Source organism: Mesorhizobium sp. 113-1-2 (genome assembly GCF_016756475.1).
Taxonomy (GTDB): domain Bacteria; phylum Pseudomonadota; class Alphaproteobacteria; order Rhizobiales; family Rhizobiaceae; genus Mesorhizobium; species Mesorhizobium loti_C.
Genome location: NZ_AP023242.1, coordinates 4,628,997 through 4,648,815, shown reverse-complemented (window position 1 = coordinate 4,648,815; position 19,819 = coordinate 4,628,997). Strand labels below are relative to the sequence as shown.

At 60.8% G+C, this 19,819-nt stretch carries 15 protein-coding genes; 5 read left to right on the top strand and 10 right to left on the bottom strand.

Annotated elements, in window-relative coordinates; all coding sequences use genetic code 11:
* Positions 1-14: 14 nt before the first annotated feature.
* From JN279_RS22470 to JN279_RS22455, 4 genes are all read left to right on the top strand, one after another.
* Complete coding sequence (locus JN279_RS22470; protein ID WP_096446175.1) at positions 15-1,472, top strand: c-type cytochrome; 1,458 nt, start codon at positions 15-17, stop codon at positions 1,470-1,472.
* Between the two features lie 11 nt (positions 1,473-1,483).
* Positions 1,484-1,903 (top strand): hypothetical protein, encoded by a 420-nt coding sequence (locus tag JN279_RS22465; protein WP_096446177.1) that lies wholly within the window; start codon positions 1,484-1,486, stop codon positions 1,901-1,903.
* Entirely contained in the window at positions 1,900-3,294 is a 1,395-nt protein-coding gene (locus tag JN279_RS22460) for a c-type cytochrome (RefSeq protein WP_202350258.1), read from the top strand. The genes JN279_RS22465 and JN279_RS22460 overlap by 4 nt, the downstream gene beginning before the upstream one ends.
* A 464-nt stretch (positions 3,295-3,758) precedes the next feature.
* The gene (locus JN279_RS22455; RefSeq protein WP_210347614.1) at positions 3,759-6,254 is read left to right on the top strand and encodes a patatin-like phospholipase family protein; all 2,496 of its coding nucleotides are present in this window, start codon (positions 3,759-3,761) and stop codon (positions 6,252-6,254) included.
* A 1,028-nt stretch (positions 6,255-7,282) separates the two neighbouring features.
* Here JN279_RS22455 and JN279_RS22450 read toward each other — a convergent pair.
* Together JN279_RS22450 and JN279_RS22445 are read right to left on the bottom strand one after the other, a co-directional pair.
* A complete protein-coding gene (locus JN279_RS22450; protein WP_202350256.1) occupies positions 7,283-9,343 on the bottom strand; it encodes an SPFH domain-containing protein in 2,061 nt (686 codons plus the stop codon).
* 465 nt (positions 9,344-9,808) lie between these two features.
* Positions 9,809-10,099 (bottom strand): hypothetical protein, encoded by a 291-nt coding sequence (locus JN279_RS22445; RefSeq protein ID WP_202350255.1) that lies wholly within the window; start codon positions 10,097-10,099, stop codon positions 9,809-9,811.
* A 598-nt stretch (positions 10,100-10,697) separates the two neighbouring features.
* Between JN279_RS22445 and JN279_RS22440 the strand changes: the two genes are divergently transcribed.
* The gene (locus JN279_RS22440; protein ID WP_096446185.1) at positions 10,698-11,063 is read left to right on the top strand and encodes a YybH family protein; all 366 of its coding nucleotides are present in this window, start codon (positions 10,698-10,700) and stop codon (positions 11,061-11,063) included.
* 122 nt (positions 11,064-11,185) lie between these two features.
* Here JN279_RS22440 and JN279_RS22435 read toward each other — a convergent pair whose 3' ends face one another.
* The 8 genes from JN279_RS22435 to JN279_RS22400 all read right to left on the bottom strand — a co-directional run bounded on the left by JN279_RS22435 (position 11,186) and on the right by JN279_RS22400 (position 19,700).
* Entirely contained in the window at positions 11,186-11,488 is a 303-nt protein-coding gene (locus JN279_RS22435) for a DUF982 domain-containing protein (RefSeq protein WP_096446187.1), read from the bottom strand.
* Positions 11,489-11,599: 111 nt separating this feature from the next.
* Positions 11,600-12,580, bottom strand: coding sequence for an ABC transporter ATP-binding protein (locus tag JN279_RS22430; RefSeq protein ID WP_096446189.1), 981 nt, complete (start codon positions 12,578-12,580; stop codon positions 11,600-11,602).
* An 8-nt stretch (positions 12,581-12,588) separates the two neighbouring features.
* Positions 12,589-13,548, bottom strand: coding sequence for an ABC transporter ATP-binding protein (locus JN279_RS22425; RefSeq protein ID WP_096446191.1), 960 nt, complete (start codon positions 13,546-13,548; stop codon positions 12,589-12,591).
* Positions 13,545-14,516, bottom strand: a complete 972-nt coding sequence (locus tag JN279_RS22420; protein ID WP_096446193.1) for an ABC transporter permease — start codon at positions 14,514-14,516, stop codon at positions 13,545-13,547. Before JN279_RS22420 ends, JN279_RS22425 begins: the two co-directional genes overlap by 4 nt.
* Positions 14,516-15,532 carry an ABC transporter permease gene (locus JN279_RS22415; RefSeq protein ID WP_096446195.1) on the bottom strand — a complete coding sequence of 339 codons (1,017 nt, stop codon included), beginning with the start codon at positions 15,530-15,532 and terminating at the stop codon, positions 14,516-14,518. Before JN279_RS22415 ends, JN279_RS22420 begins: the two co-directional genes overlap by 1 nt.
* Before the next feature lie 22 nt (positions 15,533-15,554).
* Positions 15,555-17,216: an ABC transporter substrate-binding protein gene (locus tag JN279_RS22410; RefSeq protein ID WP_202350254.1), complete on the bottom strand. Its 1,662-nt coding sequence runs from the start codon at positions 17,214-17,216 to the stop codon at positions 15,555-15,557.
* A gap of 18 nt (positions 17,217-17,234) precedes the next feature.
* Positions 17,235-18,137: a proline iminopeptidase-family hydrolase gene (locus tag JN279_RS22405; protein WP_202350253.1), complete on the bottom strand. Its 903-nt coding sequence runs from the start codon at positions 18,135-18,137 to the stop codon at positions 17,235-17,237.
* 54 nt (positions 18,138-18,191) lie between these two features.
* Entirely contained in the window at positions 18,192-19,700 is a 1,509-nt protein-coding gene (locus JN279_RS22400; protein WP_202350252.1) for a leucyl aminopeptidase, read from the bottom strand.
* Positions 19,701-19,819: the final 119 nt, after the last annotated feature.

Genomic DNA, 19,819 nt, shown 5'->3' with positions numbered 1-19,819 from the left:
GGAGGGCCCTACAAATGGCAGTTGGTTCCGCCGCGCAGGGCTCGTCCAAGAGGCCCCTGTGGATCGCGCTCGGCATTGTCGTGCTGTTTGGGCTGATCGCCTATTCCCTGTTCAGACAGGCGTCCGCAGTCGACAGGCCAGTGCCCTATACGAACGATGCGGACTACTTCAAGTACGGCTCGATCAGCAGCGATGTCCACGGCATCCCATACTGGATCTGGGTGACGATGCCGGAGGTTTGCCGTGGCGATCTGCCTGGCGGCTATGCCTCGCTGGGGGTGATCCAGGAACCCGGCAAACCGACGCCGATCGGCTTTTCGATACGCAAGGTTGGCTTCGTGGATCAGGTCGGGCCTAATTGCGGGCTGTGCCATACGGCGTCCGTGCGCTCGACACCACAATCGACGCCGGTCGTCTATCTCGGCGCGCCGGCGCAGCAGCTCAATTTGATGGGCTATTTCGGATTCCTGTTCTCTTGCGGAAGCAGCCCTTCGTTCACAACCGAGAACGTTGTGGCAGCGATCGAACAGCACAAGCCGCTGAGTTTCCTGGAGCGGCAGATCTATTCGATTGCCGTGCCGCGGGTGAAGAAGGCGCTGATTGAAGGCAGCGTCCAGTTTGCCTCGATCACGGTCGGTCGTCCGCCCTGGGGGCCGGGCCGCGTCGATACTTTCAACCCCTACAAGGTTCTCGTCTTCCACGACGACATGTCGAAGGACAAGAGCATTGGCACCGCAGACTTCATGTCGATCTGGAACCAACAGTCGCGCGAGGGAATGTGGCTGCACTGGGATGGCAACAACGATTCGCTGGACGAGCGCAACCTCTCGGCCTCGATCGGCGCGGGGGCAACCCCGAAGACGCTCAGCGATTCGGCCAACATGGCCGGGATCACTCGGATCAAGAACTGGATCACGACGCTGCCGCCGCCGCGCTATCCGTTCCCCATCGACGGCGCCAAGGCGGATGCCGGCGCGCGGATCTACGAGGCGCAATGTGCCTCCTGCCATGAGGAAGGCCACAAGGGTTACGGTGCGGTGATCCCCCTGGCATACCTCAAGACCGATCCCGAGCGGCAGCTCGCCTTCGACGAGGCGATGGCGGCCAAGATGAACACGATCGGCGAAGGCCAGCCATGGGCATTCCATCGCTTCCATTCGACCGATGGCTATGCCAGCCATCCCCTTGACGGCATTTGGCTGCGCGCTCCCTACCTCCACAACGGTTCCGTGCCGACTCTGGCAGAATTGCTGGCGCCTCCGGCGGAACGACGTAGCACCTTCTACCGGGGCAACGACGTCTATGATCCGCTTCGGGTTGGCTTCATCTCGGATGTCGCTGGGACCGGGTCACGACATTTCTACCTGTTCGACACGCATGATCGTGGCAACGGCAACGGGGGGCATCTTTACGGGACCGATTTGTCGCCGGCCGACAAGGACGCTCTGCTTGAATATCTGAAGACCGAATAAGGAGCGATGCCATGCTCGACACGCGGGTTCTGTTTCGGATCGTCGTCTGGCTGGGCGTGATCGCCAACTGGTCGTTCGGGCTCTGGGTCCTGTTCGGCGATGGTAACAATCTACTGGCCATGCTGCGGCTCGGCCGCCAGGACAGCATGTTGTGGCTGTACAACTATTCGATCCTGTTGATGATCCTCAGCCTGTTCTATATTCCGGCGGCTCGCGATCCGTTCCGTTATCGCGCCAATGCCTGGCTCCTGGTGGTGGGAAGACTGGTGCCGGCTACCACATTCCTTCTCGGTGTCGCGCTCGGCTACATGCCGAACGGGTTCTTGACGCTGTTCATTGCGGATGGCGCGTTCGGCCTGATCGAACTGTTCCTGCTGCTCCAGATCTTTCGCGATGGCCCCCGCCCACGCGACTATGGCTACCGGCAATGAGGCGCTCGCAAAGCTTCGTCCGTTGGGCGGCGTGGTTGTGCGCCGCACTGGTCGTTGCTGCCCCGCTCGCCTATCAATGGCTTTTTCCGGTGCCGACGCACTACGCGTCAGATGTCGAACATTTCAAGTATGGCTCTATTGGCGTCGAAGCAGCGCAGGGCGTGCCCTATGAAGTCTGGCGCACGCTGCCGGGTCTGTGTCTTCCGCTTTCCGAGCGCGCGGGGGGCTACAGCAAATTCGGTTTCCAGTGGGAACTGGGCCACGACACGCCAGTCGGCATGCCGGTGGAGACCGCGCTGGTGCCGCGAATCGGCGTCAACTGCGCGATGTGTCACGTCGGCCGGATCGAGGGACCCGATGGCGTGTCGCAGCTGGTCGTTGGCGCCCCCAACACCAGTCTGAACTTGCAGGCCTATCTGCGCTTCTTGTTCTCGTGCGTCGGAAGCGACAGATTCACTGCCGATGCGGTGCTGGCGGAAAATGCCCGGCTGGGTGACGGGCTGAACGCCGTCCAGCGGCTCTTCTACCGCAGTCTGATCATCCCGCAGATGAAGACCGCGATCGCCACACAAGCGCGCGAGATGGCGTTTATGGATAGTCAACCTGACTGGGGGCCCGGCCGCGCACCAGGATTCCAACCGGCAAAGATCCAGGTGCTCGGGATGCCATTCGACGGCACGCTGGATATTGTCGACATCCCTTCGCTGTGGGCGATGGAATCGCACGACGGGAAGGGTCTCCACTGGGACGGCGCGAACACGTCATTGCATGAGGTGTTTCTAAGTTCCGGCATCGGCAACGGCGCCAGCGCCAGCACGATTGACCTGCCCAGTCTTGCGCGGAACGAGGCATGGGCGCGAAAGGTCCCCCCGCCGGCCTATCCATGGCCGATCGACAAGGCACAGGCCCAAGTGGGCAAGGCGATCTATGCAGCCTATTGCGCGTCGTGCCACGACACCGGTGGCAATCGTGCGGGGCAGGTGATTCCGTTGCGAATGGTTGGCACGGATCGCAATCGCGTTGATGCCTTCACGCCGGAAACCGCGCAAGGTTTCGATGACCTTCCGGATTATTCGTGGCGTTATACGGGATTTCGCAAGACCGGAGGCTACGTCGCCGTTCCGCTCGACGGGATCTGGGCTCGCGCGCCCTATCTTCACAACGGCTCGGTACCCACGCTTGCCGCACTGTTGACCCCGCCCTCTAGCCGTCCGGCGCACTTCCTGAGAGGATCGCCACGCTACGATCCGGTAGATGTCGGTTTCGCAGGCAATACTGGCGCGGAATTCGATACCAGCCAGCCGGGCAATGCGGCCACCGGGCACGACTGGGGAACCGACCTTTCGGAGCCGGAGAAACGTCAGTTGATTGAATATCTTAAGACACTCTGACCAAAGTCGATACCGTGCCGATCGAAGTCGATGGTATCTTGTCAAAGTGCTGTCCGAGCGCAAATCCGGTCGCGTTTATTGCTTTATCAGGTTTTGAGCGTCGTTATATCTTCGACCCCCAAGTCGATCATCAAGGTGTGCGGGCGCGGCCTGCTTTCTTTACAGTGTCGCCCCAGCCCAGCTATTGCCATGAAGAGTGCCGCAGCTTGATGCAAAATGATTCGAGCCGGCTTTCAAAATGTCGTCGCCGCGGCCTCATTTCTAGCACAAAGGGTCTTTGCGAATGCTAAAATCAATTGTACTTAAATGAGCTCGACTTGGAGGAAGATATGACAGCCTTTCGGAGAAATTGGGAGGTCGTTCTACTTTGGCTTCGGGTATTATGGGTTTGCCGAATAGCCGCCCTCAGCATGGGGTTGGGCTTTCTACTTTTCCTGTGGGCAGAGCCCGCCCATGACTTGTTCATGGAGGCGGGCTCAAACAGTCGTTACTGGTTCGTTTTTTTCTTGTTCGTCTTCGCCTGGGCGCTAATCGTTCACTATGCGAGCCGTAAAGTTGTTCAGCAGCAGGCCTGGGCGGCGCAAGGACAGGTGCCGCTTTCTCCGACCGCTTTGGCGGCGCTCAGAACCAAATACGCGCTTCCGGCAACCGTCATACCGCGCCTGCTTGGCTTTGCCTGCTTTGCGGCGGTTGGCGTCGGCATCTGGCGAGCGCGGAGCGACCTTGGGGCAGTATCGCAGGCGATGGGCGGCTCCTTTCACGATCCTGTGGCCAAGCTGTTGCCATGGCTCTGCTTGGTGGCGACGATCTATCTTGGCTATGTTGTCGCGCGCCGCGGCTTCGTTGGCGGCACCGGTGGGTCATGGAAGGTCTTTCTGTACCATTCCGCTACCGGCAAGAACGCATCGCTGCTGACCGAGGCCAAGCTTCTCTGGTTTGCCGATCTCCTCACGAGCCGCGGACGGCAAAGACGGGGGCCCGGCAAGTTGCATTGGGACTATCTTGCCCTGGCTTTGTTGGCGGCCCAGATCCTTGGCTGGCTTCTTATCCTCTTTTTCCCACTGCCTTTCGCTTCAGCCTTTCCGCGCGCCCTGTTTGTGGTGCTTATGTTGGCTGCGCCGGTATCCCTTTTGGCTTTCCTGTCAGCCGCCTCGCACCAAACCCGTTTCCCGGTTCCGAGCGCGATAATCGCCATTTGTCTCGTGCTGACCGGTCTCACCTCGTCTTTTCATGACATTAGATTACTGTCCGCCGACGTTGGCGTCGTCGATCAAAGGCAGGACTTGAAGAGCGCCCTGTATGGCTGGGCGGCACTCAACTGCCCGTCCACACCATTGGAGCTCTGTCACGAAACACCAATTATCGTCGCGACGGCCGGAGGGGCGAGCAGGGCAGCCTTTTTCACCGCGACAGTGGTTGGCGATCTTCTGGACAATACCCCGAAATTCGGCCAGCGCCTGTTCGCGTTCTCCGGCGTATCGGGCGGGTCGGTTGGTGCCGTCATGATAAGGGCTGCTCTTGTGCAAGCATCCTCGGCTTCGACGACGCCCTGCAACAAAAAGAACGAGAACGACTGGCTGTGGTTCAGGCACCAGGCGCCTCCCAACAACTGGCGCGAATGCCTGCAGTCGCTGACTGCAGGTGATTTTCTCTCGCCTGCCTTCATCGGCTTGGCGTTTCGGGATCTCTTCGGCTTTCTCCCACTGCCGACCTTCGATGACCGTGCGGCTCTTCTCGAGAAGGCCATAGAAGCCCGTTACGACCTGGTGGTCGGAGGGGATGGACCAGCTCCAGACAGTGGCGACCATCCGCTCGGCACCGAAAAACCCAGTCCCCTTGAAAATCCCCTGGGGCGACTCAAGGAGGCGACAGGATGGCAGCCGCTTCTGTTCCTCAATGCCACTTCAGCGGCGACTGGACGCAGGGTTATCGCCGCAGACATTCTGCCAGTCTTCCAAAACGGCAATCAGGCCTTTCGCCTGTTTCCCGAGGCGTTCGACTTGTTCGATATGCTCCGCGTTGCCGACAATGCGCACTGCCGAGACGCCGTGGCTGTTTCGGGACAGAATTCGCAGGCAAAGTGCTACAAGCAGGTTCGGCTCTCCACTGCCGGCGTCGCAAGCGCCCGGTTTCCTGTAATTTCGCCGCAGGCCATCGTGCGTGGCGATTCCGGTACGGTCGATGGCCTGGTTGATGGCGGCTATTTTGAGAATGACGGATTGACGACGGCACGCGAGTTGGCAGAAGCGATCCACACCGTCGCGGGCAATCTCCAACCGATCATCATCGAGATAACCAACGCCCCTGTCCCGGACGAGGACGAGCAATCTTGTAACCCGAGCCCCGTGCGCAATCTTCCGGCGAGCGAGGTTCAGGCCGTTGCCTTAGGGGATGTCATTGCGCTAGACGACGGCACGTCAAATTCCGATCAAAAACCGGCGTACAGAACCCTGGCGGCAGAACCAGGGCATGGCAAAGACGGTCAACTTTGCAATCCGAAGGCGAAAATAACGTGGCACGACGCTTTGACCGGCCCTTTCAAGGCCTTGGAGGGCACGCTTGGCGGTCATGCGGCCGAAGCGTATCTTGCGGCCGAAAACGATGCGCAGCTGCACATCTTGAGCTTCTTCAGGTTCCAAGTCTTTCATAGCTTACCCATGCTGGACGACAGCGAGGCCAGTCTTGGGGATAAATTGCCTGGGACAGAGACGTGTTCGCTGGCCGGGCCGTCCCGGCCTGCCGGCAAGCAGAGGGTAGATGACCTATCAATGAGCTGGTGGCTGTCTGACGCGGTACAAGCTTATCTCGACCGCCAACTCTGCCAGAACGGCAATCAACGACAGTATCGTGCCTTGCAGGCGTGTTTGGCCGCCACGGATTCGCCTAGCCGCGACGAGACCTGCTTACGTTCGTCGAGCGTCGTAGCCCTGTCACATGATTCGAGAACCGAGACCCAGTAGTATCATCTACGCCGAGTCATCGTCAGGAAAGAGACTACCAGGAAAGCTGGGTCTATAGGTCCATCGTGACTACGCGGTTGTTCGAGAAATCGCTCCAACCAATAAGGCCAGCATGAAATCCGGCGTTGTCACCTGATCGGTCCCTTCGATCTACCGGTGATATCGCCCGTATCCGGGAGAGCCGTCTCAGTGTTGGAGATCAACCGTTCGAAACGGCCATCCCATCGGTGCGGCGCCGGCGAACTACAAGATCGACGAGGTCAGCTTCGAAATTGGCAAGATCGAAAACCATATTGACTCCTCGATGACCAAGCCGGATGCCGGCTGGCCGGTCGGCACCTACCGGGTGCAGATCGCGGTTGACGGCACGCTGAAGGAAACGGTCGACTTTTCCTTGAAGTGACCGGGGCGTGTCAGGCGACCCCTGCCTCAATCTCTTTCATCAGCGCACGCAATTCAGCTGGCACAAGACAGAAAGTTCGAAAAGCTTCCAAGAACCCCAGGGGAATTGGAGGCCGCATCGGACATCGCGGCCCCAGGGATATCGCAGCGAACATCCGCGAAGACGCGGCCAGTTATCGACGGCACAAGAGCGTCCAAAAAGGACTGTCGACGGCCCTGTAGTGAGAACGAAAAAAGAAGAGAAGCAGAACTTTCGTGTGCGATTTTTGCACACAGTCTCCAACAACTATTTGATATTACTTACTTATCCGTCCAGTCCATCATGGGTGCAATGGCTATGCTATGTGATTGGTATTGCTTCATTTTTATAATAGCTCAACTGGCTAGCTCACACCGAGCGCACACGAGAGACAGTCCTTCGGCGCGACCATACGCGACTCTAGGCAACAGATGCTGAACGGCAGACCGGCCTCGGCGAGCCGCTCATTTCTCGGAACCTTCGGCGAACCAACCGACCCTCATATCGACGACATGAGCGACGTAGGCAAGTCCCCTCGCCGCTCCAAGGCCGCCGCCCTCGTTTCGACGGAGCGTAAAATGGGCCGGTACAATCGGCCCATTTTCAATCAATCCTCATCAACGGATTCCTCCTCAACGGCTTCCGGGATCGCATCCGGCAGCTTTTGCGGTCCAACCCGGTCGGCAACGAGCATCGAGAGCATCATCTCGACAAGGCCATTGGCGGCCCCCTTCTCGCCACCGGTAGCGCCGATCTGGATCTGCGGCACGATCGGCAGCCTGCCATTCTCGATCGCCTCGGCGAAGCGCATGAGAACCTGCGCGTTGAGCTGATAGTCCGGGCCGCCGAAGGCCGCCACCTTCTTCTCGGTGGCCTCGGCCTCCGCCAGACCGATGGCGCGCACCCTCTCGGCATCTGCAAAACCGGTCGCCTTGATGCGTTCGGCATCGGCAAGCGCGATAGCCTTGATCATGTCGGCCTCGCCCTGGCCGCCGAGACGCACCTTCTCGGCCTCTGCCTTGGCCGTGACCTGGATGGTTTCCGCCTGCTGGCGGGTGCGGGCGAGTTGCGCCTTGCCCTCGTTCTCGCTGATCTCGATGGTAAGGGCCGACGTCGTGATCTTGGCTTGCTGTTCAGCGAGCGCCTCCTTTTCACGCAATGTGCGTTCCTGAATGGCCGCCTTCTCTTGCAATTTATAAGTCTCGACTTTTTCGACTGCGATCTGGCGCTCGCGCAGCTGGACCAGGATCTGCTCTATGCCGTTCTGGCCATCGGCGGCACGGGGCGTACCAATCAACACTTCCTGCAGCTCGAGGCTGTAGGAATTGAATTTTTCGCGCATCTCCTCGCCCGATTTGCGCTGGATATCGCTACGCTCCTGCAAAAGCTGGATCAGCGTCTTTGTCTGGGCGATGTTCTTGAAGTAAGCGGAAACCATCGGGTCGAGCGTTTGTTCGACCAGCCGCTTAATGTCACCGAAACGCTGCACCACGAGCGGCGCCTTCATATAGTCGATATGCACGACGACGGAGAGCGGCAGCACCGGCTCGAACGCATCCTTGGTGATCAACGACACTTCAGACAGGTTCTCGTCCAGCCGGTGTTCGCCAAATTGCTCCTTCGTCCATTTGAGCACGAAGTTGGTGGTCGGCACGATGATGATTTTGCCGGCAAAGGTATTGAACGCATACTTGCCTGGCAGCAGTGGCGCTGACCAGACACCGCGTGCGCCGATTTCGACCAGCTCGCCGTGACGGTATGCCTGCCCGGATATATCCGTGCCATGGCGGCCGTTATAGGAGACGACGACACCCACCGTGCCAACGTCGATGATCGTCTTGTTGACCAGTTCGACGGTCGCGAAAATGCGGTTGAGGAAGTAGCTACCGTCGGCCAGCACCTGCAGCTGCCGGCCACGGTAGCCACCGGCATTGAGAAACTTCTCCGGGTCCTGAAAATTGTTGTGGAAGTTCGGGTCGGTCGGATCGTTGGCGACGGTCGGTGCGATGATCTCGCCGTCCGGCAGGGCCGGACCGTCATGGATGGTGACGATGCCGATCATGTCCTCGGCATTATGGATGACGACCGGCTCAAAGCCGCCCCGCTCCGAGATCATGCTGGACATATTGGCAAAAAGACTTTGTTCCGACGAGCTCAGATTGATGGCATAGATCGACTGGGCGGTCAGCACGACGAATTGTGCAAGATTGATGGCGTAGGTGCCTTCACGCAAGATCTTGCGCTGCGGTCCCTTCTGTCCGCTTTTTTCGAGAAAGCCGCGCACATCCTGGAAATCATCTGCTTCGGTGTTGGAAGCCAGTGTCTGCGTCGGCGGCAGCGGCTTGCCATCACGGGCGAAGACATAGCCGATCTGACCCTGCGGGATGGTGACGAGATTGGCGCGATGCATCGAATATTGGAACGGCATGAAGAAATGCAGGCCGCCGCGCACGACTTCCGGCTGGTAGCCTGCCTCACGGTTGAGCGCGATGAAGCCATTGCTGACGGAGCCGCGGAAGCTCCATAGTTTTTCCAGGACGCCGAGCCTGTCGTTTGGGATGTAGCGGACCACGCCGCTCCACCAAAACAGGATTGCCAGCACGATGACCAGCACGGCCGCCTCGATCGCCGTCCATTCCATCGGGCCGAGATATTGTAGGGCTTCCATCTCTTCTCTCCTGTGGGGCACGCGGGTTCGTCCACCCGACGGCCACCGGGTTGGTGTTGATTGATGAAGCGGGGAGCTTGCGCACCGGCACGCTCGACGCACCAAGGGCGTGTCGAACGTTTGGGCTGCTCATTGTGTGGAAAACGACCGCGCGTCCCGAGTCCCCAGTGAGGGGAAGCGTGGCCGTGAGCTATCTCACATCGGTGTTGCCTTGATAGACATAACGGCAGATGACGTAGGGATCGCGCCAACAGGTTTAAAGATATTCCGCACGGAAATCGTATAAGTATTTTCCAATCAAAGGCGAGGACACAACTCGACGAAGGCTGGACTGATCCCAAAACGTCCGCTGGTTGCGGCCTGCACGTCGGAGGCGTTTGTCGGCCTCATGAAGTATAGTCTGCCAGATTCCTCAGTCACGATTCCCTCCTTCAAAGCGCCGCGAAACGCACGCGTGGAAAATTTTCAAGCGCCGAACACGAAAATTGCAACTATGCCAACAGCCAAAAAGACCGAAGAAATCCATGCAACTGTCTTATATGGCCTGATAACTTTATTTCGTTCCCGTATAAACTCATGTGTAATTTCTTTACTTTCCCAATCTATACGAACTTTTCCCGCTCCATCATTGTGTGCGAACAATCCATACCCTTTGTGTTTCTTCACGAGCAAATGGTCCCTGGTGTTTAACACCATCATGGACACCCCCCATGAAATCATCGGCACCAGGAAAATCAGGGCCTTGACCGCGGTCACCGACACGCCTCCCTCGCGGCTAGATCATTCCAGCGGCTAGCTTCCTCGCAAAGGTCAAAGCCAGCCCTTTCATCTGCAAGGTAAGCTTGCTGCATGCCCGCAAGACACCCAGTGACGTTACGCCGGACTGGGGGTTTTGCTCTACCTCCAGGCCCGTCAACGGTCTGATGAAACGACTTTTTCGGCCCGGATGCGCGAGCAGCGACGACCCAGTAGAGAACCAGGCTTGCCGGCCGCCGAACCATCAGAAGAGGCAATCGATAGAGCGCTGGCCGGCCAACCCTTAGGTCGAGCCCTGCCCCCTTCTGCAGGCGCGCACGAAATCGATAATGCCAAGCGTAGTGCCCGACACCATGAAACTCTCCGCCGCTCTTCTGGGATTGCTGCAATTGCCGCCGCCCTGCAATAAAATCGGTAACATATCCGTGATCACCTGTTAAGGACCTGCGAAGAAACAGACCAAGAAAACCTTTGCTCTATTCATAAGGATGATCTAATTTACACTTTGATGTATTGTACAAGTATGAGTGTGGCTTATTTCCCAAGCTGAGGAATCAGCTAGTTCCGAAAGGCGCCAAGTATTTAAGGAGCTGCCGTCATGAACGATCCGAACGCGGGAAAGCCCGCCTACGACCCGCAGCAGCTGGAGCCCATGCTGATAGCGCGACAGCATGCGGGCGATATCGACGGCATGGTCGCGCTGTTCGAGGCGGATGCGGTGATCGACTGCGGCGACGGACGTTTTCTGCGCGGCCGCGAAGCCATTCGTGACTACTATGCCGAGATTGTCGCGTCTGGACGGAAGTTTGCCGTGGGAGAACAGCGCCCTGCCCTGATTTGCGGCGGCCTCGCGCTCACCTCGACCCGGCTTCCCGACGGCGACGTCACCAGCGAGGTTGCCCGGCGGCAAAGCGACGGCTCCTGGCTTTGGGTGATCGACCGCTATTCCGTCGCTTGGGATTGAGCCTTTGGACCGAACCAACCGTCTGCGTCGTCCGGAAAACCGGCCGCCGACGTCCCGCAGACACATCAAAAACGCTGCGGCCGTGATGGCCGCAGTCGTTGCGTTCAGCAATCCGGGTGCGGCTACCGCCGCAGCGCGTATACGCTCGCCATGGTTTCGCCGTGGACGGGCAGCGCCATGTCGTCGTCCAGAAGCCGCGTGATCCGGGCAAAGCCGGTGAATGCCTTCCTGGCCTCTTCCGCCGACATTTGTCCCGACATGGCCGCCGAGCAGCAATTCAGCGCGCACTGATACACTGGCCCACGTCGTCCCGTCGGCCATTTACGCAAGAAAACCATCGCCTCGGCGACACTATCCACTTCTTCTACAGGGTGTCCCTGCCCGCGCGAGATCCGCACGGGCGAAAAGAAATGCAGGTAGTCCATCGTTTCCTCCCGGTCGATCGCGATGCCGCCCGATCGAACCTTGTGAAACGCACGGTCAGGCAGTTGGTTCCACCCAGAAAACAGATCTTTGAAAATTCTTTTGGCCGCCGGCTAAACCGTCGGGAAATGGCAAGCCACTTTGCGGCCGGGTCGATACTCCCTCAGCTCCGGCCGCTCGGTGCGGCAGCGCTCGACCGCGATCGGGCATCTCGGATGGAAACGGCAGCCGGATGGCGGCTTGAGCGGGCTCGGCACATCACCGGTGAGGATGATGCGCTTGCGCGTCCCGCTGGGCGTCGTCTCGACGACCGGAACCGCCGAGATCAGCGCCTGGCTGTAAGGATGGGCCGGGGCGGCAAACACCTCTTCCGCCGGCCCTTCCTCGACGATCGAGCCGAGATACATGACCGCGATGCGGGTCGACACCTGACGCACCACGGACAGGTCGTGGGCGATGAAGATGTAGGTGAGGTTGAGCTTCTCCTGCAGGTCGGCGAGCAGGTTGACGATCTGCGCCTGTACCGACACGTCGAGCGCGGAGACCGGTTCATCCAGCACGACCAGATCGGGATTGAGCGCGATGGCGCGCGCAATGCCGACGCGCTGGCGCTGGCCGCCGGAGAATTCATGGGGATAACGCATGACATGGTCGGGCAGCAGTCCGACGAGCTCGAACAGTTCGGCAACGCGCGCGGCGATCTCGCGAGAGGAAAGCTTGCCGTGGATGCGCAACGGCTCGGCCACCAGGTCGCCAACGCGCCGGCGCGGATTGAGCGAGGCAGACGGGTCCTGGAAGACCATTTGCAGGCGCCGCCGCAGCGGCCTCAGTTCGGACAGCGACTTCGAGGTGATGTCTTCGCCTTCGAACAGCAGCTCCCCATCTGTGATCTCGTAGAGCCTCACCAGGCAGCGCGCCAGCGTGGACTTGCCGCATCCGGATTCGCCGACCAGCCCGACCGTCTCGCCGCGCCGCACGGTGAGCGAGACATTGTCGACCGCGTGCACGGTTCGCTTGCCTTCGGCGGAAAAGCGAGAGCCGATCGAAAAACGCTTCCCCAGGCAACGCGTTTCGAGGATCGGGCTGTCGGTCATCGGTCCGCTCATATCTGCGCCACCCGGAAGCACGCCGCGGCGTGAGTGCCTATGCCGAGGTCGGGCTTGCCGGCCGCGCAGGGTTCGTAGTGAACCGGACAGCGCGGACCGAAGGCACAGCCTTGTGGCAAGCGCAGCAGCGACGGCGGCGAGCCGGGAATGGCCGGCAGGCGGCGCGGCTTTTCGCCGGTTAGGGGCGGGATCGAACCGAGCAGCGCACGTGTATAGGGATGCCGCGGGTCGGAAAACAGCTCCATGCGGCTGCCGCGCTCGACCACGCGACCCGCATACATGACCATCACCCGGTCGGCGAGTTCGGAAACCACGCCCATGTCATGGGTGATGAACACCACCGCCGATTTGTGCGTCGCGCGCAGCTTGCGCACGAGGTCGAGAATGCCGGCCTGCACGGTGACGTCGAGCGCCGTGGTCGGTTCGTCCGCCACCAGCAGCGCCGGATTGCAGGATAGAGCCATCGCGATCACCGCGCGCTGGCGCATGCCGCCCGAAAGCTGGTGCGGATAGCGCGACATCGCCTCGTGCGGATTGGGAAAATTCACCTCGGCCAGCAGTTCTTCGACGCGCTCCATCGCCTTGGCCTTGCTGATATTTTGGTGCGCGCGGATCTGTTCGGCGATCTGCCAGCCGATCGTGTAGACCGGCGTCAGCGCCGTCATCGGATCCTGGAAGATCATCGCGATCTCGTTGCCGCGCAGGCGTCTGAGCTCACGCGGCGGCAGCCCGACGAGCTCGCGGCCCTTGTAGCGGATCGAGCCTTCGATGCTGGCGTTGGGATCGGTGATGAGGCCCATCACCGCCAGCAGCGACACCGTCTTGCCGGAGCCAGACTCGCCGACGACACCGAGGATCTCGCTTTCCTCGAGGTCGAAGGACACGCCATCGATGGCCCGCACCAGGCCGTCATTGGTGCGGAAGGATACTTTGAGGTCGCGCACCGACAGTATCATGAGGTCCTCAGGCGCGGATCGAGAAGGATGTAGACGAAATCGACGACCGCGTTGGCGATCACCACGAACATGGACGCGTACATCACCGTTGCCATGATCATCGGCAGATCGAGGTTCTGCAGCGCGTCATAGGTGAGTTTGCCGATGCCGTGCAGTCCGAACACCACTTCGGTCAAAAGGGCCGAGCCGCCTACCAGCGCGCCGAAGTCCAGGCCGAACAAGGTGACGAAGGCGATGAGCGACGTGCGCAGGGCATGGCGCAGCAGGATGCGCGTCTCCGACAGGCCCTTGGCGCGGGCCGTGCGAATAAAGTCTTCCTGCAGGGATTCGATGATGGCCGCGCGCAGCACGCGCCCATAGATGCCGATGTACAGGATGGCCAGGGTGATCCACGGTATGACCAGGGTCAGGAACCAGCCTTTCGGATCGTCGGAGAAATTCTTGTAGCCGAGTGGCGGTACCCACGAGAACGCCCAACTGTCATGGTAGCGGCTCTGGGTGATCAGGTTCATCACCTCGCCCAGCCAGTAGACCGGCATGGAAATGCCGAGCAGCCCGAGCGCCATCAGAAGCTTGTCCAGCCAGCTGTCGCGCGTGGCTGCGGCGACGATGCCGATGATGATGGAGACGACCACCCACAGGATCGCCGCTCCGAACACCAGCGAGAGCGTGACGGGAATGGAATCCATGACCGCCGGCACCACCTTCCAGCCGCGATTGACGAAGGAGGTCAGATCGCCGGTGACGAAAATCTTCTCCATCATCTTCACGTATTGCACGTAGAGCGGCCGGTCGAAGCCAAAATTGTGGCGCACCGCTTCCAGCACTTCGGGCGATGCATTGCGACCGGCGATGCGCGCGGCCGGGTCTGCTCCCGGCGTCGCGAAGAAGATCAGGAAGACGATGACCGAGATGCCGAACATCACGAACAGCATCTGACCGAAACGGCGCAGGATGGCGTAAAACATCAGTCGCGCCCCAGCCGAACCTTGGAGCGCGGATCGAGCGCGTCGCGCAAGCCGTCGCCGAAGACATTGAGTGCCATGACGGAAACCGCGATCGCCAGGCCCGGCACCAGCGCCACCAGCGGCCTGGTGTAAAGCAGCGCCTGCCCGTCCTGGATGATGGTGCCCCAGCTGGCTGCCGGCGGCTGCACGCCGATCGACAGGAAGGAAAGTGCCGATTCCGTCAGCATGTTCAGCGCCATCATCAGCGGCACGAAGACAATCAGCGTGGTGGTGATGTTGGGTAGGATATCGCGCCACAGGATACGCCATCCCGGCACCCCCAGATTGATCGAGGCCAGCACGAATTCGCTGTGGCGCAGCGACAGCACCTGCCCGCGTATCGGCCGCGCCACATAGGGTATGTAGACGATGCCGATGATGATGACCGGCAGCCACAGGCTGCCGGACTCAATCTCGATCGGCCCGATCGAGATGCCTTGCGCGATGGTGACGATGGAAAGCGAGATCGCCAGCAGATAGATCGGGAACGCCCACAGCACATCCAGCAGGCGCGACAGCACCGTGTCGGTGATGCCGCCGAAATAGCCGGCGATCAATCCCGCCGCCGTGCCGATGATCAGCGTGAAGATGGTGGCCGCCGCGGAGATCAGCAGCGAGCTCAGCCCACCATAGAGCATCCGGGCCATGACATCGCGCCCCTGGCTGTCGGCGCCGAGGAAGTAATTGCCAAGCCGCCAGGTCGGACCGAGCGGCGTGTAGCCAAGCCCGAGCCCCTCGGTCGACTGTTCCATCACCGGAACGTCAACGCCGTCGATCTGGATGACGGCGTCGAGCGTCGAGGCGAAGGGGTCCACGCCTGCCCATTTCGCATAAAGAGGCGCGCTGAGGCAGGCCAGCACGATGAGGAGGAACACGGCCAGGGATGCCATGGCAGCCCTGTCCCTTGCCAGCTTGGCAAACGCGACGGCCCAGGGCCCTCGCGTCCTGCGCGGCATGGCGACGGCTTGGTTCGACAAGGACGTGTCCCTCCGCAGCTCGTTACTGCACCCAGGACTGGGTGATCATCCAGTTGAACTGCCGGTTGAACTTGAAATTGCCAACCCGTTTGCTGACGAAGTCAAGCCGCTTCGGCGTGAAGAGGCCGACGGCCGGTGCCTTGTCCGTGACCTCTCTGTCGATTTCGGCCCACATTTTGTCGGCGGCTTTCTGGTCGGTGACGCCAAGGTCCAGCGCCTTCTGCATCTTGGCGTCGATGTCCTTGTCGCAGAAGCCGGCGATGTTGATCGAGGCATCCGAACCTTCACGGAAGGAGGCGCAGCTGAACAGGATGTTCAGAAAGTCGGAAGCCGCAGGATAATCCTTGTACCACTGGGTGATCGACATCTGCACTTTGTTGTTGGTGTTCTGGATGTAGGTGAACTGGATGTTGGACGAGATCGGCTTGACATCGGCCACATAGCCGATGCTGGTCAGCACGCTCTGCAGATAGACGCCGATGGAGCGTGAGATGGCGGTGTCCTCGGCGATGATGGTCACCTTCTGACCCTTGGTGCCGGATTCCTCGACGAGCTGCTTGGCCTTATCGAGATCGGGCGCCGACCATTTGGCTCCGGGGTTCTTGGTGAAGGGGCAATAGTCCTCATGGCCGGGGAAATCCGGCGGCAGGACCTGGCAGACCGGCGAAGCCAGCACCTTGCCGCCGAACAGCTTGACCAGCGTGTTGCGGTCGACCGCGTAGGCAACGGCCTGGCGCGCCTTTTCGTTGTCGAAGGGTGCCAGACGGTTGTTCAGCGGCGCATACCACCAGGCCGAAAGCGGCGAGATATGCAACTGGTCCATGGACTTGCTGCCAAGTTCGCCCAGGCGGTCGCTCGGCAGCGCGTCGAACATCCAGTCCGCTTCGCCGTTCTGGATCGCCGTGACGGCTGCTTCCTCGGACAGGCCGAAATCATATTGTACGACATCCGGGTAACCGTCCGGCTGGGCTTCCTCGCTCCACTGCTTGAAATTCGGATTGCGCGACACCGTCATGCCCTTGTTCGGATCGAAGGCGGAGATCATGTAGGCGCCGGTGCTGGGAATGGGCTTGGAGCCCATGTCTTCGGCGGGCGTGTCCGCCGGCAGGACCACGGCGTGCGGCAAGGCAAGCTTGTAGAGGATCTCGGCGTCGGGCTTGGTGAGATTGAGGGTGATGGTGCCGGCGGCTTCATCGCCGACAACGCCGCCTTCCAGCGTGCAGCTCTTGGCGTCGGCCAGGCATTTGTCGGCGCCGACGATGCCGGCATAGAAGGTGCCGGAGGTCGGCCCGGAAACCTTGAAGATGCGCTGGAAGGAGGCGACGACGTCCTTCACGCCCATATCCTGGCCGCTGGAGAACTTGATGCCCTTGCGCAGCTTGAAGGTGAAGGTCTTGCCGTCATTCGTAACCGTAGGCAGCGCCTCGGCCAGATCGGGGACGATGGTGAAGCCGTCCATGCCCTCGGCCTTGCGGAAGGCCACCAGGCCGTCATAGATCGGCTGGTACATCTGCCAGCCCTGGTCGGTGTAGTTGATGTGCGGATCGAGCGTTCCCGCCGCTGAGCGGGCGAGCAGGCGTATGGTGCCGCCTCGGTGCTCCTTGAGGTATTCAGCCTGTGCCGGGGCGAGCCACGTACCGGCCAGCAGTGCCGCGGCTGACGCCGCAAAAAGCAGTTTCTTCATGTCTTAGTTCCCCTTTTCTCAGTTGTCGTTGTCGTCCAGGAAGTCTCCCACCACCCGCATGCACGCCTCTTGCTCCTCGACATGCGGCATGTGGCTGGAATGCTCGAATATCTCCCAGCGCGATCCGTTGATGCCGTCCTTGTAGGGCTGGACGGTCGCGGGCGTCGCCTCGTCGTAGCGTCCGGAGATGATCAGCGTCGGAACATCGACGGCCTGTAGGCGATCGATGATGCTCCAATTCTTCAGGGTTCCGATGACATGGAACTCGTTCGGCCCATTCATCAGATGATAGACGGTCGGATTGCGTGCGATCTGGGCGAAGGTCTCCGTCACCTCGGGCGGGAACGGCACGCGGCAGACATGCCGTTCGTAGAACCGCATCGTCGCTTCCTGGTAGGCCGGATCGTCCGTCGTGCCGGCCTTTTCGTGCCGGGTCAGCGTCTCCTGCACATCCACGGGCAGGTCGGCGCGCAGGCGGTCGGCTTCTTCGACCCACAGCTTCATCGAAGCCGGTGAGTTGGCGATGGTCAGCGACTTCAGGCCTTTCGGCCGCGTGACCCCATATTCGGCGCCCAGCATGCCGCCCCAGCTCTGCCCCAGCACATGGAAGCCCGCGCGGATGCCAAGATGGTCGACCAGGTTTTCAAGCTCGTCGATGAAAAGCCGGGGTGTCCAGAAGTCTGCGCCCTTCTGCGGCAACAATGTGGAATTACCGCAACCCAACTGGTCGTAGTGGATGACGGCGCGGCCTCGTCGGGCAAGAAGCTTGTAGGCATCGACATAGTTGTGGGCAGCGCCTGGCCCGCCATGCAGGATTACCACCGGGGCCTTGTCGGCATCGAGGTTGCCAGAGATTCGATACCAGGTTTCATAGCTGCCAAAGGTGGCACGCCCTTCCCTGCCAATGATCTCAGACGACATCCCGATTTCCCATCCCGTTTGAACGCATTTCGTGTTGTCCGTAACAGCAGGCGCCTAGTTCACCCTGGCCTGCACCCACTCTTCCAGCATCTGGACGCCGAACGCCGTGGCGCCTTCGCGCCCGAGCGGCCGATCCTTGTCGGCCATTTCCTTGCCGGCGATATCGAGATGCACCCAGGGACGATCCTCGGTGAAATGGCGCAGGAACGCCGCCGCGTAGGGCGCGTCACCGTCTTCCATGTCCTTGGCGTGGTGCCGGATATCGGCGAAGGGCGATTGCAAGCCCTCGTCATAGGCTTTGTCGAGCGGCAGTTGCCAGAACCGCTCGCCGACCGTTTCCCCCGCAGCGATCATCTGCGACGCGATGGCATCGTCGGTACTGAAGAGACCCGCAAAGACCGATCCCAGGCCGCGCATCACCGAATAGGTCAGCGTGGCCAGATCGACGATCACCGAGGGGTTGAAGCGCGAGGCGGCATAGTAGAGGCAGTCGGCCAGGATCAGACGCCCCTCCGCGTCCGTATCGAACACCTCGACCGTCTGACCCGAAGCCGTGGTGATGATGTCGCGCGGCTTGAGCGCGGTGCCGGATGGCATGTTTTCGGCGATGCCAAGCACACCGATCGCATGCACCGGACTGCCTTGCCGGGCGAGCGCGATCAGCAGACCGACGACGGCCGCCGCACCGCCCATGTCGGCCTTCATGTCGAACATCTGCTCGCCCCGCTTGATGCAGAGGCCGCCGGAGTCAAAGCACACGCCCTTGCCGACGAAAGCCATCGGCTGGGAAGGAGCGCCCTTGCCGCGATAGCGCAGCACAGCGACGCGCGGCGGCCGCGCCGACCCGGAGCCCACGGCCAGGATCGCGTTCATGCCGAGTTCCTTCAGCCGCGACGTATCGAGTATCTCGACATCGATGCCAGCTTCGCGCAGCGGCTCCAGATGATCGTGGAAATTGTCGGGATGGAGATGGTTCGGCGGCAAATTGACCAGCGTGCGCGCATATTCGACGCCATCGGCAATGGCATTGATCCGCGCCAGCGCCGGGGTCAGTTCCGCACCGTTTGCTCCGACCAGTTGCACCCGCAAGGTGCGATCCGAGCCCGCGCCCTGGCGCCGGTTGCGCATGTCGAAACGATAGCGCCGCAGCCGCATGCCAAGGGCGACGCGCGCCAGGATTTCGGCTGCGGGCAGGTCGACGCCGGCGATTGGGTCAAGCACAAGCGTGGCCGCGCATTCGCATTTGCCTTCCAGATGCGCGGCAAGCAAACCGCCGGCGCGCGCCAGCGACAGCGCGCTGACGGCTTCGGCTTTGCCCAGGGCCAGGACGATCAGGCGCCGGGCCGATACGCCCTGCGGGGCGATGAGATCGATGCAGGTGCCGGATTCGGCCAAGGCAGCCGGATCGGAGCAGGCACGCGACAGTATCCCGCCCATCTCAGCGTCCAGTGCCGCTGCCCTGGGGCCAAAGCCTGCCTGGGCCGTTTGCAAGATCACGACGACAGAGGTTTCCGCGGAAATCTCGTCCGCCGTTTCAAAGACCGGCACTGGCGATTGAGGCATAGGCTGGCATTCTCCCATTTGCGGGTAACTTCCGGCCTCAGCGCAGCGTGCATCACGCGCAAAGCTTCGCCCGCCAATGGCGGAAACCGGTTAGGCTGGTCTCTGCCGTTGGTGGAATG

Coding starts and splice junctions, on each gene's coding strand:
- JN279_RS22470 (WP_096446175.1), top strand. CDS start 15: ATGGCAGTTGGTTCCGCCGCGCAGGGCTCGTCCAAGAGGCCCCTGTGG.
- JN279_RS22465 (WP_096446177.1), top strand. CDS start 1,484: ATGCTCGACACGCGGGTTCTGTTTCGGATCGTCGTCTGGCTGGGCGTG.
- JN279_RS22460 (WP_202350258.1), top strand. CDS start 1,900: ATGAGGCGCTCGCAAAGCTTCGTCCGTTGGGCGGCGTGGTTGTGCGCC.
- JN279_RS22455 (WP_210347614.1), top strand. CDS start 3,759: ATGGAGGCGGGCTCAAACAGTCGTTACTGGTTCGTTTTTTTCTTGTTC.
- JN279_RS22450 (WP_202350256.1), bottom strand. CDS start 9,343: ATGGAAGCCCTACAATATCTCGGCCCGATGGAATGGACGGCGATCGAG.
- JN279_RS22440 (WP_096446185.1), top strand. CDS start 10,698: ATGAACGATCCGAACGCGGGAAAGCCCGCCTACGACCCGCAGCAGCTG.
- JN279_RS22435 (WP_096446187.1), bottom strand. CDS start 11,488: ATGGACTACCTGCATTTCTTTTCGCCCGTGCGGATCTCGCGCGGGCAG.
- JN279_RS22430 (WP_096446189.1), bottom strand. CDS start 12,580: ATGACCGACAGCCCGATCCTCGAAACGCGTTGCCTGGGGAAGCGTTTT.
- JN279_RS22425 (WP_096446191.1), bottom strand. CDS start 13,548: ATGATACTGTCGGTGCGCGACCTCAAAGTATCCTTCCGCACCAATGAC.
- JN279_RS22420 (WP_096446193.1), bottom strand. CDS start 14,516: ATGTTTTACGCCATCCTGCGCCGTTTCGGTCAGATGCTGTTCGTGATG.
- JN279_RS22410 (WP_202350254.1), bottom strand. CDS start 17,216: ATGAAGAAACTGCTTTTTGCGGCGTCAGCCGCGGCACTGCTGGCCGGT.
- JN279_RS22405 (WP_202350253.1), bottom strand. CDS start 18,137: ATGTCGTCTGAGATCATTGGCAGGGAAGGGCGTGCCACCTTTGGCAGC.
- JN279_RS22400 (WP_202350252.1), bottom strand. CDS start 19,700: ATGCCTCAATCGCCAGTGCCGGTCTTTGAAACGGCGGACGAGATTTCC.